14 protein-coding genes are annotated in these 14297 nt (G+C 69.9%); 6 read left to right on the top strand and 8 right to left on the bottom strand.

Annotation, left to right across the window (positions count from 1 at the left end):
* The first annotated feature begins 12 nt into the window (after positions 1-12).
* Positions 13-729: a GAF domain-containing protein gene (locus AC1VNM_RS04480; RefSeq protein WP_483106022.1), complete on the top strand. Its 717-nt coding sequence runs from the start codon at positions 13-15 to the stop codon at positions 727-729.
* 57 nt (positions 730-786) lie between these two features.
* Here the strand turns inward: AC1VNM_RS04480 and AC1VNM_RS04485 are convergent, their stop codons facing one another.
* The gene (locus AC1VNM_RS04485; RefSeq protein ID WP_483106023.1) at positions 787-1638 is read right to left on the bottom strand and encodes a class I SAM-dependent methyltransferase; all 852 of its coding nucleotides are present in this window, start codon (positions 1636-1638) and stop codon (positions 787-789) included.
* Between the two features lie 137 nt (positions 1639-1775).
* On the opposite strand from AC1VNM_RS04485, the gene AC1VNM_RS04490 reads away from it, so the two are divergent.
* Both AC1VNM_RS04490 and AC1VNM_RS04495 read left to right on the top strand, forming a co-directional pair.
* Positions 1776-2882, top strand: coding sequence for an AraC family transcriptional regulator (locus tag AC1VNM_RS04490; RefSeq protein WP_483106024.1), 1107 nt, complete (start codon positions 1776-1778; stop codon positions 2880-2882).
* Positions 2883-2987: 105 nt separating this feature from the next.
* Complete coding sequence (locus tag AC1VNM_RS04495; protein WP_483106025.1) at positions 2988-3770, top strand: M15 family metallopeptidase; 783 nt, start codon at positions 2988-2990, stop codon at positions 3768-3770.
* 88 nt (positions 3771-3858) lie between these two features.
* Here AC1VNM_RS04495 and AC1VNM_RS04500 read toward each other — a convergent pair whose 3' ends face one another.
* On the bottom strand, positions 3859-5394 hold the full coding sequence (locus AC1VNM_RS04500; protein ID WP_483106026.1) for an alkaline phosphatase D family protein: 1536 nt from the start codon (positions 5392-5394) through the stop codon (positions 3859-3861).
* Positions 5395-5640: 246 nt separating this feature from the next.
* Positions 5641-5925, bottom strand: coding sequence for a hypothetical protein (locus tag AC1VNM_RS04505; protein ID WP_483106027.1), 285 nt, complete (start codon positions 5923-5925; stop codon positions 5641-5643).
* Positions 5926-6031: 106 nt separating this feature from the next.
* Here AC1VNM_RS04505 and AC1VNM_RS04510 point away from each other — a divergent pair, with 106 nt between their 5' ends.
* Positions 6032-7747 carry a M66 family metalloprotease gene (locus AC1VNM_RS04510; RefSeq protein ID WP_483106028.1) on the top strand — a complete coding sequence of 572 codons (1716 nt, stop codon included), beginning with the start codon at positions 6032-6034 and terminating at the stop codon, positions 7745-7747.
* The gene (locus AC1VNM_RS04515; protein WP_483106029.1) at positions 7744-7956 is read left to right on the top strand and encodes a hypothetical protein; all 213 of its coding nucleotides are present in this window, start codon (positions 7744-7746) and stop codon (positions 7954-7956) included. Before AC1VNM_RS04510 ends, AC1VNM_RS04515 begins: the two co-directional genes overlap by 4 nt.
* 4 nt (positions 7957-7960) lie before the next feature.
* Here the strand turns inward: AC1VNM_RS04515 and AC1VNM_RS04520 are convergent, their stop codons facing one another.
* The 5 genes from AC1VNM_RS04520 to AC1VNM_RS04540 form a co-directional block, all read right to left on the bottom strand.
* Complete coding sequence (locus AC1VNM_RS04520) at positions 7961-8974, bottom strand: Bug family tripartite tricarboxylate transporter substrate binding protein (protein WP_483109238.1); 1014 nt, start codon at positions 8972-8974, stop codon at positions 7961-7963.
* Between the two features lie 211 nt (positions 8975-9185).
* Positions 9186-10151, bottom strand: a complete 966-nt coding sequence (locus tag AC1VNM_RS04525; protein ID WP_483106030.1) for a tripartite tricarboxylate transporter substrate-binding protein — start codon at positions 10149-10151, stop codon at positions 9186-9188.
* A gap of 161 nt (positions 10152-10312) precedes the next feature.
* Complete coding sequence (locus tag AC1VNM_RS04530) at positions 10313-11704, bottom strand: HipA domain-containing protein (protein ID WP_483106031.1); 1392 nt, start codon at positions 11702-11704, stop codon at positions 10313-10315.
* Positions 11701-12066 (bottom strand): helix-turn-helix domain-containing protein, encoded by a 366-nt coding sequence (locus tag AC1VNM_RS04535; RefSeq protein WP_483106032.1) that lies wholly within the window; start codon positions 12064-12066, stop codon positions 11701-11703. The genes AC1VNM_RS04530 and AC1VNM_RS04535 overlap by 4 nt, the downstream gene beginning before the upstream one ends.
* Positions 12067-12195: 129 nt before the next feature.
* Complete coding sequence (locus tag AC1VNM_RS04540) at positions 12196-13086, bottom strand: LysR family transcriptional regulator (protein ID WP_483106033.1); 891 nt, start codon at positions 13084-13086, stop codon at positions 12196-12198.
* Positions 13087-13248: 162 nt separating this feature from the next.
* Here AC1VNM_RS04540 and AC1VNM_RS04545 point away from each other — a divergent pair, with 162 nt between their 5' ends.
* A complete protein-coding gene (locus AC1VNM_RS04545) occupies positions 13249-14292 on the top strand; it encodes a Bug family tripartite tricarboxylate transporter substrate binding protein (protein WP_483106034.1) in 1044 nt (347 codons plus the stop codon).
* The last annotated feature ends 5 nt before the right edge of the window (positions 14293-14297 follow it).

Raw genomic sequence — 14297 nt, forward strand, 5'->3', positions numbered from 1 at the left:
TCCTTCCCGACCATGACTCTCGATCAATACCTTGACTGGAGCGGCCTGCGGGCCGACCTCGCCGACGCCGCCTCTTCCCCGTCGTTCACGGAGGCCGTGCGCGCGCACCGGGCGGCGCTGCAAGCGCTGCTGACACCGGAAACGCTGGCCGCCTCGCCGGTGAGCTGGAGCTTCCGCGTGCCGGAACTCGGCGAAGGCGGCGCCTGCTCCCTGTTCGGCCAGTTGGCGGAGCAGCCTTATGAGCTCGCCGGCATCCTGGGCGGGCAGGGCGCTGACAACCGGCGCCTGCTGGCCGAAGCCACGATCGTCACGCGCTATTACCGCGAGCACAGCCGCAGCCACTGGTTCGGCGTGTATCAGGCGCGGCGCAAGTCCGCCGACGAGTCGGTGCTGGTGAAGCTGGCCTACTTCGGCGCGGAGAGCCGCGCCGAGTTCCCGTTGACCGAGGCCTTTGCGGCGGGCAGCAACAACAGCGCCGTGGGCCTGAGCGGCCGCGCGCGCCTGATCAACGACGTGGCCGCGTTCGTGGCCGAGGGCGGCGGCTACTACACCTGCGATCCGAAGGTGAAGGCCGAAGCCTGCCTGCCGCTGTTCGACGCCGACCGGCGCGTCGTCGGCATCCTCGATTCCGAAGCCTTCGACAAGGACTTCTTCGGCGGGGACGAGCTGGCGCTGGTGATCGCCGTGGCGATCACGCTGTCCGGCGGCCTGATCGCGCAACCGCAGTGAGGCGCGGAGGGCCCGAGGCGGAGCACCGCCTCGGAATGCGGTCCTGCCACCGCCGCCTCACGCCACGGTGATCACGATCTCCGCGTATTCGCTCGGCACGACCAGTCCGCGACCGCCGCCGACGTCGAGCTCATCCAGCAGCGCGCGGATGTCGTCGCTCAGCGCGGCCTGGCCCGCCGGATCCAGCGCGCCGAAGGCCTTGTGCGTCGGACCGTAGTAGTCGCGGAAGACCTGCAGGAAGTGGTCCGCCGAGCGATAGCGGAAGTTGAAGTGTCTGCGCTGCACCCGCAGCTCCTGCGCCTTCGGCCCGAACAGCGTGACCAGATGCGACTCCGCGCCCCACAGCGCCGGTGAACGCACGCCCGCCGGTGGCGGCACGTGCGCGCCGATCGTCTTGAACAGCCGGCCGATGAAGCCTTCGGGCGTCCAGTTGGCCAGGCCGATGCGACCGCCCGGACGGACCACGCGCAACAGCTCGCGCGCGGCGCTGGCCTGGTCCGGCGCGAACATCACGCCGAAGGTGGACAGCGCCACGTCGAAGCTGCCGGCCTCGTAGGGCAGCGACTCGGCGTCCGCCACCTCGAAGCGGACGGAGAGACCTTCGGCATCGGCGCGGCGGCGACCGCGATCGAGCAGCGCCTGGACGTAGTCGGTCGAGGTCACGTCGGCATACCGGCGCGCGGCGGCCAGCGTCGCGTTGCCGTTGCCGGCCGCGACGTCCAGGACGCGCTCGCCGGCACGCAGGTCGACCGCCTCGGCCAGGCACTCCCCCACGATCTGCAGCGTGGTGCCGACGATGGTGTAGTCGCCGCTGGCCCAGGTGGCCTGTTGGCGTTGCTTGATGGCGGTGTAGTCCGGCACGGCGGTGCTGCCGACAGCGGAGGCGGGAATGTTCGCGGGGGTCGTCATGTCTCGGTTCCTTCAAACTGGGGGGTGCCCGGCGGTGCGTCCGTCGGTGTGCCTATGATTCCGAGGCACCGCGCCGGGCGCTTCACCCGATGTCGCGCCGCTTTGCTCGAACGTCCGCCGTCGCGGCGGCATCGGCCATGTCCCACGACCCCCACGATCCCCACGCGGCTCCCACGTCCGACTCCCCGTCCGACCTTCCGTCAGACCGCTCGTTCGACCGCTCGTTCGACCGTGCCTCCGATCGCCTGTCCGACCCTCTGTCCGATGTGCTGCGCAGCGTGCGCCTGCGCGGCTCGGTGTTCTTCCATGTCAGCTGCCGCGACGACTGGGCCGCCTGGGCGCCGCCGTCGCGTGAGCTCGCGCCGGCGGTGATGCCCGGCGCCGAACACGTCATCGAATACCACCTGGTGGTCAAGGGCGAGTGCTGGATCGCCCTCGACGGCGAGGCGCCGCGGCGCCTGCAGGCCGGCGACATCGCCATGCTCCCGCATGGCGATGCCCACGCGGTGTCCAGCGCGCCTGGCTTGCACCCGGCGCGCGGCGATGGTCTGCTGTTCCAGCCCGAGGACCCGAAGCCCATTCCTGTGACCTACCGCGGCTTCATGGTCGAGCCCGGCCTGCTGCCGTCGGAGGACGCGAGCACCGTGCTGCTGTGCGGATTCATCGCCTGCGACCTGCGGCCTTTCAATCCGCTGATCGACGCGCTGCCGCGGCTGCTGGTGCTGCCGCGGGACTCGGTCGGTGAGTGGGTGGCACCGATGCTGTCGCACGCGGCCAGCGAGACGGTGAGCCGGCGCGCGGGCACGGCGGCGATGCTGGAGCGGGTCAGCGAGATGGTGTTCGTCGACGGCGCGCGCCGTTACCTGGAGAGCTTGCCGGCGGCCTCGCGCGGCTGGCTCGGCGCACTGAAGGACCGGCAGGTCGGCCACGCGATCACGCTGATGCACGGCGATCCGTCGGCGCCGTGGACCCTCGAGGAACTGGGGCATCGCGTCGGACTGTCGCGGTCCGCGCTGCATGAGCGCTTCGTCTCGCTCGCCGGCATGCCGCCGATGCAGTACCTGACCCATTGGCGGATGCAATGCGGCGCGCGGCTGCTGCGCGAGAGCCGGGCCGCGGTGGCGGCGATCGCGCTGGAGGTCGGGTATGACTCGGAGGCCGCGTTCTCGCGCGCCTTCAAGCGCGCGGCAGGACTGCCGCCGGCGACGTGGCGACGGGCGCAGCAAGGGAGCGCGGCGGCCTGACGTCCCCTTCCTCAAGTCCCCTTCCTTGATGACGCGCCGGCCCGCCGGCTGGCCTTGGCGGGCCGCTCGGGATTACGCTGGCGGTGCCCACTCCTGGAGCCCGCCGTGAGCCTCGAAGAAAGCTTCCGCGACAGGACCTTCGTCGTCGACGACCCGGATGCGCGCATCCGCCGCGACGACGATCTGATGGCCTTCGTGCCGTCGCCGGGCGGCGGCTTCAAGACCATCGCGAAGGGCACGTCGGTGACGATCGTCGCGGTCAGGCTCGAGGAGGCCGGCAGCAAGAAGCGCATCGTCTTCGGTCGCGCGGCGGCGGCCGCCGGCGGGGATGTCCTCGGCTGGACGTCGACGCGCAACCTCGCCGGCACCTTCATGAACGAGACGATCGGCCTCGTGCCGCCCGAGCCCGGTGCCAACCGCTTCGGCCCGAATGCCGCGTGGGACAACGGCGAGTTCCTCGAGCAGCTCGACCTCGTCGCGATCGTCGACTCGAACCTCGAGATCGAGCGCCTGGCGATGAAGACCATCGCGCCGTTCACCGCGCTGGTGGCGGCCGCGAAGGACGACGGCGTCAGGATCACGCTCAACAGCGGCTTCCGGTCCTACCCGGAGCAGAAGCTGCTGCACGACGGCTTCGTGCGGGGACTGCCCGGATTCAACACGGCGGCGAAGCCGGGCTTCTCCAAGCACCAGAACGGCATCGCGTTCGACCTCTCCGTCGCCGGCGGCGACGGCAATCCCACCTACGAGTGGCTCAAGCGGCATGCGACCTCGTTCGGCTTCGTGCGCACGGTGAGTCGGGAGCCGTGGCACTGGGAGTTCGACGAGGCCCGCGCGCAGCGGGCGCTCGCGAGCGGCACCTTCAAGACGCCGAATGTGAAAGACTGAACGAAGCGCGCTTACTCCCTCTCCCGCTTGCGGGAGAGGGCAGGGGTGAGGGCCGGCGGCCTTGGCAGTCCACCGGCACTGGCGCCGGTCAAGCCGCCTGCGCGCCCGGCCGTCCCGCCTCCACGGCGAAACGCGCCGCCGTGAACATCGCGCTCTTCGCGTCCCACGGCGTCTGCACGCTGCGCAGCTCGGCTTCCAGCCGCTCGGCGCGCAGCTCGAAGCGCATGTAGCCGCGCTGATCGCTGCGGCCATAGCGGATGTGCGGATTGAAGGGCAGGGCCTTGTCCAGCCGCGACTGCTCCGAGCCGTTGCTGGAGATGGACGTGCCGCAGAACTCGCTGGCCAGCACCGGGGCTGTCGGGTCGTCCCAGTCGAGCTTCAGGTCGGACACGTAGTTCGCGTGCACGTCCCCGCCGAGCACCACCGCGTTGGGTACCTGCCGTGCCGCCAGGTCGCGCAGCAGCCGCTCGCGGGCGAAGGGGTAACCGTCCCAGCCGTCGGTCCAGTAGCGGCCCGGCCCCTTCGCCGGATCCTGCGAGTTGAAGCGGGCCATCAGCGTCTGCTGCGCGAGCAGATTCCAGGGGCGCGTCGCGTCCCAGCTGTCGCGCAGCCACTGCTCCTGCGGCGCGCCCAGCAGCGTGCGCTGCGGATTGCGCAGCGTCGGGCAGTCCTTCAGGTCGACCGTGCTGGAACCGCCGCGGCCCGGTTTCGGGCAGGCCTGCGGATCGCGCCACGAGCGGTCGTCGATCGTGACAAGCCGCGCCAGGTTGCCCCAGTCGTAGCGCTGGTTCAGCGTCATGTCGGCGCCACGCGGACGCAGGTGCTTCGGGAAAGGCTGGTGCTCCCAGTAGGCCTGCGCGGCGGCGACGCGGCGCTCATGGAAATCGGGGGCCAGGTCTTGCGACACGTCGCCCGCCCAGTCGTTCTGGGTCTCGTGGTCGTCCCAGGTGAGGATCCACGGCGCGTTGGCGTGCATCGCCTGGAGCTGCGGATCGCTCTTGTATTGCGCGTAGCGCTGGCGGTAGTCCTCCAGCGTGCGGCACTGGCCGCCGTGATGCCGACGCGGCGCCTTGCTGTCCACCGCGGTGGCGGATTCATAGATGTAGTCGCCGAGGAAGAACACGAGGTCGAGCTCCTGCGTCGCCATGTCGCCCCAGGCGGCGTACTCGCCGTGGTCGTAGCGCTGGCAGGACGCGATGGCGAAACGCAGCGACGCCGCCACCGCGCCCGCCGCCGGCGCGGTGCGGGTCCGGCCGATCGGGCTCTGCTGACCCAGCGCGCGGAAGCGATACCAGTACCAGCGGTCGGGCCGCAGGCCCGCGGGTTCGGCGTGCACGCTGTGCGCGGTACCGGGTTCCGCGTGTTCAGTGCCGCGCGCGACGACGGTCTTGAAGGATTCGTCCTCCGCGAGTTCCCACTGCACCGGCACCTGGGCCGGCAGCCGGTCGCCGATCAGCCGGGTCCACAGCACGACGCGTTCGGCACGGGGGCTGCCGGAGGCGACGCCCAACGCGAACAGTGGCGCGCTGGCGGCGTCGGCATGGCGGAGCAGTGCCGGGGCGCAGCCGGCGGCGAGGGCGGCCTGCAGCAGGCTGCGGCGCGAGGGGGTCCAGAGGCAAGTCATGACCCCGGAGCGTAGCCGCGAAGCCTGACGGCCCCGTGACCTCCCGGCTGACCTGTAGCGGGCTGCATCAGGCGTAAGAGTTGGTCAAGGCGAGGCAAAGAACCTGGAAGGATCGTTGATCATTCGCCGCCTTTTTGCAGATTCGTATGTCGCACTCATGACGGTTCCCTACCCCAAAGCGGTCGTTTCCGCTGCCGCGTTCATCGCCGCAGCGTCGTTCGCCGCGTACAAGGCGGGAGGCAGCAGTCAACCCGAACCCAGCGTGAGCGCTGCCGCGCAGGGCGGCGGCGCCAACGCACGTGCCTTCGCCGGCATGGGGCCTGTGCGACCGCCGGAGCCTTCGGCACCGGCGATCAAGAAACCGAAGTTCGCCTTGACCGGCGCGGTGCCGATGCCGCCGCCGATCATCCCGCCGGCGCCCGTTCCGGCGACCGTGACGGCGCGATCGAGTCCGTCCGTGCCGATGCGCTTCGCCGTCTCCAGCGTGTCAACGCAGCCGGTGGAGCCCGCGCCCGCGCCGGTGCGCGCCATGGCGCTCTACCTGCCGGGACCTTCGTCCGCGCCTTCGCCTGCACCCGCTCCCGCGCCGACACCCGCTCCCGCTCCCGCTCCCGCACCTGCACCGGCGTCGGCGCCCGTGCAGGTGTCTCCGCCCGCGCCGACGGTCACGCCGGAACTGCTGGGCGTCGAGCTGGCGCAGACGCATGTGATCCCGGCCCACGGTCGCACCCTGCAGTCGCCCAACGAGGCCAGGCTCAACAAGAGCCGCAAGCTCCAACTGGTCGCCGACCGCGCGGCGCTGCTGATGCTGCAGCCGTCCACGACGGCGGGCTCGGTGGGCTCGCTGCTGGTCCGCGTGAAGCTCGCGGACGGTCGCACGCTCGGTCCGCTGACGATGAACACGCCGGGCCGGCTGCCGACCTCGGACGGCGGCGGTGTTGCGTATTCGTCGGTCAAGTACAGCGCGCTGCTGCCCAAGGAATGGGTGCAGATCGGCGCGACGCTGGAAGTCGGGCAGACCGATTTTTCGTCGCCGCGGACGATCGCATTGACCGTCACGCCGGCCACGACGCTGAAGCATCACACGGTGCCGATCTACCTGTTCGGCGCGCGCGCGTCGCAATCGGTCGTGCCCGACTTCAACCTCAGCGCGTTCTCGACGGCGGGGTATCCGATCGACCTCGAGTACCGCGAGAAGCTGCCCATCGCGAAGCTGGACGCGCGTCTTGCCGGCGCGGTCACGATCGACCAGCTGGCGGTGCCCGGCCGCAACGACGACAAGTTCTGCTATCCCGCGATGACGGTGTCCTCGTGGGCCGACTACCGCGCCATCGATGGCGACACGAATGCCCGGATGCTGCGTCTCCTGCGCGACCTGCGCGGCTGGACGGCCAACCGCGATCAGGCCTTCGCGGCGGGCTTCTACGGCTTCGTCCAGACCCTCAGCGGCGGCAGGCAGGTCGCGGCCTCGACCGGCGGCGGACTGGGCGGCAACGGCGTGGCCGTGTCGGGCGGCGACTACCGGCCGGACGCGATCTACTCGGCGATCTTCAATCACGAGATGGGCCATGCCTACGGGCTGCCGCATGCCGATGCCGCGGCGGAGGCGGGCGACGATCCGTACAAGCTGGGCACGAAGAGCGGCTCGGCCTGGGGCTTCGACAGCGTGAAGCAGCAGCTGCTGACGACGCGCGAGTTCAGCGGCCAGTCCTGCGACACGCGCACCGTCGACGGCATCTGCTATCAGCGCACGCCGATGTCCGGCGGCGACGACGACCGCAACGCGGCGAGCTACCGGTGGAACGCGTTCTCCGACTACCAGGCGGCGATCCTGCAGCAGGGCTTCCTGGACAAGCTGTTCCCGGACTCGACCTTCGACGGCGGCTACAAGCGCTGGAACCGCACGACGGGCGCCTTTGAGAAAGTCTCCAACGACGACCGCGCGCGTGCCGGCACAGACGTGTTGCAACTGGACCAGCAGGTGCAGACGGTGATCGGCACGGTGTCGCACTTCAATGCGGCGCCGACGGCCAGCACGATGGTGGTGACGCCGGCGTGGACCGGCAACCTGCCGCAGCGCATCGATCCGACGGTGCAAGCCGATGTGGACCGCCTCCTCAGCGACAAGCCCGGCGGCTGGAGCGGCTACTACTGCGTGACCAGCGGCTGCGACTACACGCTGGTGGCGACCTACGCCGACGGCACGGTGCTGCGCCACCTGCTGCCGATCGGGTACCGCGACTGGAACAAGCCCAACGATGCAACGGGCTACAAGCGCGGCGCGAAGGACGCGACCAGCGCGGACAACTTCACCTACGCGGCAACCTGCCGACCGGTCGCGGCGGGCTGGTGAAGCTGCAGCTGTTCAGCACGCCGCACGGTTCGCTGTGGCAGACGCGGTTCACCGCGATGAACGCGGCGGACTTCGGCGGTACCTTGCCGCTGGTGGACGAGTGGACGCCGGCCGACGGCACCACCGGCGGCCGAGGCGCGCCGGGGACGACGCAGTTCGACACGGCGTCGTGCAAGGTCGGCGCGGTGGTGAAGCGGCCCGCGCGCTGACCCTTCAATCCGCCGTCATGTTGGCGCTGCGCGCCACCTTGCCGAGCCGTTCGTACTCCTGCGCCGACAGCGTCGCGAGCTCCGCGGCGGTCGATGACTTCGGCGAGAACCCGGCGGCGACCAGCTTCTCCTTCACGCCCGGATCGGCCAGCGCGGCCTTCAGCGCCTGCTCCAGGCGGCGCACGACCGGCGCGGGCAGTCCGGCGGGACCGTACACGCCGAACCACGGTTCGATCGCGTAGCCCGGCAGGCCGGCCTCCGCGAGTGTCGGCACATCCGGCAGCGCCGGATTGCGCTGCGAGCCGGCCACCGCCAGCGCGCGCAGCTTGCCGGCCTGGATGTGCGGCAGCGACGCGGGCAGGTTGTCGAAGGCGACGGGGATCTGGCCGCCGATCAGGTCGGTGATCAGCGGCGCGCTGCCCTTGTAGGGCACATGCACCCACTCGGTGTGGCTGAGCTGGCCGAACAGCACGCCGGCCAGATGCATCGAGGTGCCCGCGCCGGCCGTGCCGAAGGGCAGCCCCGGATTTTTCGCGACATGGGCGCGCAGCTCGGCGACGGTCTTGACCGGCAGGGACGGTCCGACCTCGAGGACGATCGTCGAGTTCCCGAGCAGCCCGATCGCGCTGAAGTCCTTGCGCGGATCGAAGGACATCTTCTTGTAGATGTGCGGGTTCAGCGCGTTGGTCGAGATGGCGCCCATGCCGACCGTGTAGCCGTCGGGCGCGGCCTTGGCGACCGCGTCCATGCCGAGGTTGCCGCCGGCGCCGCCACGGTTCTCGATGACGACGGCCTGCCCCAGCGTCTGCGACATGTGCGCGCCGACGGTGCGGGCCACCAGGTCGGTGGTGCCGCCGGCCGCGTAGGGCACGATGAAGCGGATCGGCCTGGTGGGGAAGGCGTCCTGCGCGAAGGCGGGCAGTGCGGCCCACGCGCCGAGCAGGGCTGCCGCGGTCGTGGCGAGGATCGCGCGGCGGGAGGAAGCGCGGCACGACAGGCCGAAGGCGGCGGAGCGCATCGGGCGGAGGACGGGCCGGGGGGCAAAGCGGGGCATGGACATGAGGTCTCCTGATCTTGTGGATCGATGAGACGTCGATTCCCCGCGCATCACGAGCGTGATTACCCGGGCGGAGCGTGCGGCGGACGCGCAGATCGCCCGTCGTCCGGCAAGGCGCGCGCGCCTCGCCCGGACGCGTCGCGAGGGCTGGCCTGCGAAGGGAAGGTTCCGCTCAATCCGGTTTGATCTTGGCGGCGGTGATCAGCTTCGTGTAGCGCTCGCGCTCCGCATGCAGGTGCTTGGCGAAGGCCGCGGCGTCGCCGGGCGTGCTCTCGCCGCCGGCCTGGGCCAGGCGTTCCTTCACCTCGGCCGACTGAGCGGCCTTGACGGCGGCGGCGCTCAGCGCGGCGAGCACCGGCTTGGGCGTGCCGGCCGGCGCCATCAGGCCGTACCAGACCGAGGCCTCGAAACCGGGGAAGCCGGACTCCGCGATCGTCGGCACGTCGGGGAACAGGCTGGAGCGTTTGGCGCTCAGCACGGCGAGCGGGCGCAGCTTGCCGCTTTTCCAGTGCGGCAGGATCTCGAGCGCGTTGAGCGCCACCACGGGCACCTGGCCGCCGATGACGTCGGTGAGCGCCTGGGCGCCGCCCTTGTAGGGCACGTGCATCAGGTTGATCTTGGCGGCGCTGGCGAACAGCTCGACGGCCAGATGCGGCGTGGAGCCGTTGCCCGGCGTCGCATAACCGACGGATTCCGGCTTGGCCTTGGCGGCCTCGATCAGCTGGGCCAGCGTCTTGTACGGCGACTCCGGATTGACCGCGATGATGACCGGCACGCGGCCGATCAGCGCAACGGGGGCCAGGTCTTTCTCCGAGTCGTACGGCGGCGGCTGGTAAAGGGCCATGTTGGCCGCGACGGCGTTGGCGGCCATCAGCAGCGTGGCGCCGTCGGCCGGCGCGGACACGACGGTGCGGGCGGCGATGTTGCTGCCGCCGCCGGGTTTGTTGTCGACGATGACGGGCTGCTTCAGCTCGGCCTGCAGCCGCACGGCGACCGCGCGGGCGACCACGTCCACGGCGCCGCCGGCCGAGTAGCCGACGACGATCTTGAGCGGACCGGCGGGGAGGGATTGCGCGAACGCGAGCGGGGCGGCGAACGCCAACGCGGCGCCGGCCCAGAGGAATGCTTGTCTCTTCATGGGGACCTTGTGGGGGAATCGGCGCCGGAGACGGCGCGCTGCGGGTCGGACCGGGAGGCACCGCCCGCGCGCATTCTGGTCGGTGGCCTCGCAGCGACCAATGCTGGAATGGCGCTAGCTGTTATGCCGGGGCGGCATGGCGGGGGACCGGTGTGAACGCGTCACATCAGGTCCTCTGGCGAGACCTGAGGAATCAACGACGCATGCTTTGCGATGAACTCGCAACGATGTTGGAGGCGTGCGGCCGTGGCATCCAGCAATGCCGGGGGCACGCCTTGCTCCTCCAGCATTGGACGTGAGTCCTTGAGCGCCTTGGGCAGTCGGGTGCTCAAGGCCCGGATTCGCGTTGCCAGTTGTCGCGGTGCGAGGGCGCATTCCAGGGCCATGCTCGCCCACTGGAATGCGCCGAGTTCGTCGAGATGGAACGCATCGCCGATGCCCATGGCGAAGCTCGTGCTCATGTGCTCGTCGGCCACGGCTTCGACGTCCACGAGGTCGTAGGCGGGCGCCAGGCGCAGCAGCCCGGGATGCCGTTCGATGAAGAACGACCAGTTCTTGCCATGCGCATCGGTGTTGCCGATGAGGACGTTGAAGATCACGCGATCCAGGAGTTGCGATTGCATCTCGAGCGGCGACGTGCCGATCGCAGCGAGTCCGAACAGCTGCTGCATCGACGCCCCGTCGCGCAGATGCTTCACCGCGTCCTGATCGCCGTAGGCGCGTTCGTACTTGAGCTCGGGCGTGAGCCCCAACGCCTGGCAGGCGTCGATGATGTGCAGCCGCTCGACCCGTCCGTCTGCCGAGCGCCTGCGATCGAAGCGCTGGACCAGCAGCACTGGCTCCGGCACGTGGAGCAGGCGGGTCTTGGCGGCCGGAATACCGACGGCGGCGGCGAGGTGCATGCAGACATGCTCGATGGCCGGAAGCTCGCCGAAACGTGGATCGAGCGGTGCTGGCTTGAGGATGACCGTCGAGGCGAAGTCGCCGCCGTTGGCGAGGAAGAACTCGTTGTCGTCCTCGAAGACTGCGATCTTGTCCTGAAGCCCGGCAATCGACAGCCTGACCTTGCCGTCCCAGACGGAGAAGGGCGTCTGGAGGCGCCCCCGGATGCGTTCGCTCAGCTCTGCGGGCGGCAGCGGGCGCAGTGTGCTTCGACCGATGTCGATCCGTGGCGGCGTCGATGCATCGGCCAGACTGACGCTCAGCGCGCCCGCCGTCTCGGTGCCCAGGGCCACCAGCAGTCCCGCCAGATTTGCTTTCGACAAGCCATTCGCCTGTGCCGCCACGTCCAGGGCCTGCCCTTCCGGCATGAGGTTCTGGAAGAACGCTCGGACGATCGCGGAGCGCGTCTCTGGCGATAGGTCCCCGAATCGCGCCGGACCCGATGCCTGCGAGAGGAGTCGCGGCGCCATGTGCATCTGGGGGCTCAGAGGGAAGGTGCCGGGCCAGTGCTCCCACTCTTCGGCATAGCTGAAATCGAAAAGCGTGCCAGCCGGGTCGTACGCGAGAGTCCCAACGCGGCGGTCTGCCGCCCAGATCGCGAGCTTGATCACTTTGCGGGTCCTTCCACGCGTCCGTTCAGGGAGCGGGTGCGTTCGGCGCTGGGGCCTCCCCATGGAATGGGGTCACTCACGCGCAGATGCTGGAGCGCGCTCGCGGCCTCGTAGTGCGTCACCAGCGGCGTCGTGAAGAAGGCGACGCCGAGATCCCGCGCGACGCGCAGCGCCGTACCCAATGCCACCGTCCCCTTGCCGCCTTCAAGATCGCTCATCGTCGCCTTGCTGATGCTCAGCGCCTCGGCGGCGGCTTCAAGGGTGATGCCTGCCGCCGTCCGGGCAGCACGGACTGCCTGCCCGAAGGCCTGGGCGTCCCGAACCATGGGGTCGGGAAAAGGTTCGCGAACAACTTTGCGCATCTTTCCTCCTGTTTTACCAGGACTATACGCCTATCAAGTCAATGGAGTTGTATTCGGATGGTTTGGCAGGTTTTTAGTAGCATGCGTCATTTTAAGCATCTATTCGCCTGCTTTGCCAGGATTTAAGGCTCACCGTTTCCGCTTGAGCTTCGGGGCGAACAGCGCCTCCGCCTGCTCCAGGAACATCCGTGCCAGCGGCGCGCGCGGGCTCCGTGCGCTCCAGACGAAGCCGCTCTTGCGGACCGGTGCCGTGCCGGGCAGTGGCACCTTCTGGATCGACAAGCCGCTGGACCACAGCGCCGACCAGTCCGGCAGCAGCGAGATCCCCAGCCCCTGGTCGACCATCGCGGCGATGGACATCAGGCCGTTGATCTCCAGCCGCCGTCGCGGGGTCAGGCCTTGCTGACGCAGGTATCGGTCCGCCAGCTGACCGCCGAGCACGGAGCGGTCGTACTGGATGAAGGGCTCGGTCTGGAGCAGGTCGTGCGCGTCGCGCCGGGCGAGCTCCTTCGGCGCCACGACGACGAGCGGCTCCGTCATCAGCTCGCGCCACTCGCAGGTCTTGGGGATCGTGAACTGAGGCTCCACCACCACCGCGGCGTCCAGGTCGCCGGCCGCGACCATGCGCACCAACTCCGTCGACGCGTTCGAGACGACCGAGACCGAGAGGTCGGGATGGCTCGCGTAGAGACGCCGCAGCACCGGCGGCAGCACTGTCGTCAGCGCCGAGACGAACGCGCCCAGCCGCAGTTCGCCCAACTGCACCTTCTCGTTGGCGAGCGCGCGCAGGTCGCGCTCCTCGCGCAGCATGTTGCGGGCACGGTCGAAGATGTTGAGCCCCGCCGCCGTCGGCTTCACCGAACGCCCCGAGCGCCGGATCAGCGCCGTGCCGAGGTCGTCCTCCAGCGCCTTCAGGCGCGCGGCCACCGCCGGCGCGGTCATGTCGAGCCGCCGCGCGGCCTCCGCGATGGAGCCGCACTCCACCGTCGTCACGAAGCTCTGAACGTAGCGCAGATCCATCCCGGCGTCCTTCATCCGTCGCCCCGACCGGGCGGCTCCGGAACATAAGGAATTTTTTGCTCTGAAGCAATGGGAAGCAAATTGTTCTCAGGTCGTCTTTGGCCAACCATCGCTACCCACAACGACTCATAACAACCCCGCTGACCACAGCCAGGAGACAACATGCCCCGTTCATTGCCGCGCTCATTGCCCCGTCCCGTGCTTCGGAATTCCGGCGTCCGTCGCCGCCAGGTCCTCGCCGTCGCCGCCGCGGCGGCGGCGTCCTCGCTCGCCCTGGGCGGCCCCGCCACCGCCGCGACCTGGCCGGACAAGGTCATCACGATGATCGTGCCGTTCTCGCCCGGCGGCGCCACCGACATCATCGGCCGCATCCTCGCGGCGGAGCTGTCGACGGGGCTGGGCAAGCAGGTCATCGTCGAGAACCGCGCCGGCGCGGGCGGCAACCTCGGCGCGCAGGCGGTGGCCAAGGCCGCGCCCGACGGCTACACGATCCTGATGGGCGCGATGACCTCCCACGCCACCATCGCGACGCTGGAGAAGGGCAAGGTCCGCTACGACCTGGTCAAGGACTTCCAGACCGCGGCCGTCGTCGGCAGCGTGCCCCTGGTCTTCGTGGCCAACCCCTCGGTGCCGGCGAAGTCGCTGAAGGAGCTCGTCGCCTACATCCAGGCGAATCCCGGCAAGACCTCCTTCGGCTCCTCCGGCGCCGGCGCGCCGCAGCGCATGGCGTCGGAGATGCTGAAGCTCCAGGGCAAGCTCGCCACCGACAACATCCCCTACCGCGGCAGCGGCCCCGCCGTCACCGACCTGATCGCGGGTCAGATCCAGTTCATGGCCGAGACCGTGCCGGCGGTGCTGCAGTTCATCAAGGGCGGCAAGCTGACGCCGCTGGCCGTGGCGGCGTCCGCGCGGGATCCCAACCTGCCCGACGTGCCGACGACGGCCGAGGCGGGCTTCCCCAGCCTGCTGGCGACCTCGACCTTCGGCGTGCTGGTGCCGGCGGGCACGCCGGCGGACGTCGTGTCGCGCCTGAACGCGGAGATCTACAAGGCGCTCAAGAAGCCCGAGGTGCTGGCACAGTTGGCCCAGCAGGGCGTGGTGGCGCAGGCGCCGCTGACGCCGGCCGCCGCGCAGGAGCGCCTCAAGGGCGAAGTGACGACATGGGCCAAGGTCATCGCCGCGGCCAACATCAAGGCAGACGAGTGAGGCAG

The organism is Mitsuaria sp. MSU3D (assembly GCF_056867975.1).

Coding starts and splice junctions, on each gene's coding strand:
- AC1VNM_RS04545 (WP_483106034.1), top strand. CDS start 13,249: ATGCCCCGTTCATTGCCGCGCTCATTGCCCCGTCCCGTGCTTCGGAAT.
- AC1VNM_RS04540 (WP_483106033.1), bottom strand. CDS start 13,086: ATGGATCTGCGCTACGTTCAGAGCTTCGTGACGACGGTGGAGTGCGGC.
- AC1VNM_RS04490 (WP_483106024.1), top strand. CDS start 1,776: ATGTCCCACGACCCCCACGATCCCCACGCGGCTCCCACGTCCGACTCC.
- AC1VNM_RS04505 (WP_483106027.1), bottom strand. CDS start 5,925: ATGGCGCGCACCGGCGCGGGCGCGGGCTCCACCGGCTGCGTTGACACG.
- AC1VNM_RS04485 (WP_483106023.1), bottom strand. CDS start 1,638: ATGACGACCCCCGCGAACATTCCCGCCTCCGCTGTCGGCAGCACCGCC.
- AC1VNM_RS04480 (WP_483106022.1), top strand. CDS start 13: ATGACTCTCGATCAATACCTTGACTGGAGCGGCCTGCGGGCCGACCTC.
- AC1VNM_RS04500 (WP_483106026.1), bottom strand. CDS start 5,394: ATGACTTGCCTCTGGACCCCCTCGCGCCGCAGCCTGCTGCAGGCCGCC.
- AC1VNM_RS04525 (WP_483106030.1), bottom strand. CDS start 10,151: ATGAAGAGACAAGCATTCCTCTGGGCCGGCGCCGCGTTGGCGTTCGCC.
- AC1VNM_RS04535 (WP_483106032.1), bottom strand. CDS start 12,066: ATGCGCAAAGTTGTTCGCGAACCTTTTCCCGACCCCATGGTTCGGGAC.
- AC1VNM_RS04520 (WP_483109238.1), bottom strand. CDS start 8,974: ATGCGCTCCGCCGCCTTCGGCCTGTCGTGCCGCGCTTCCTCCCGCCGC.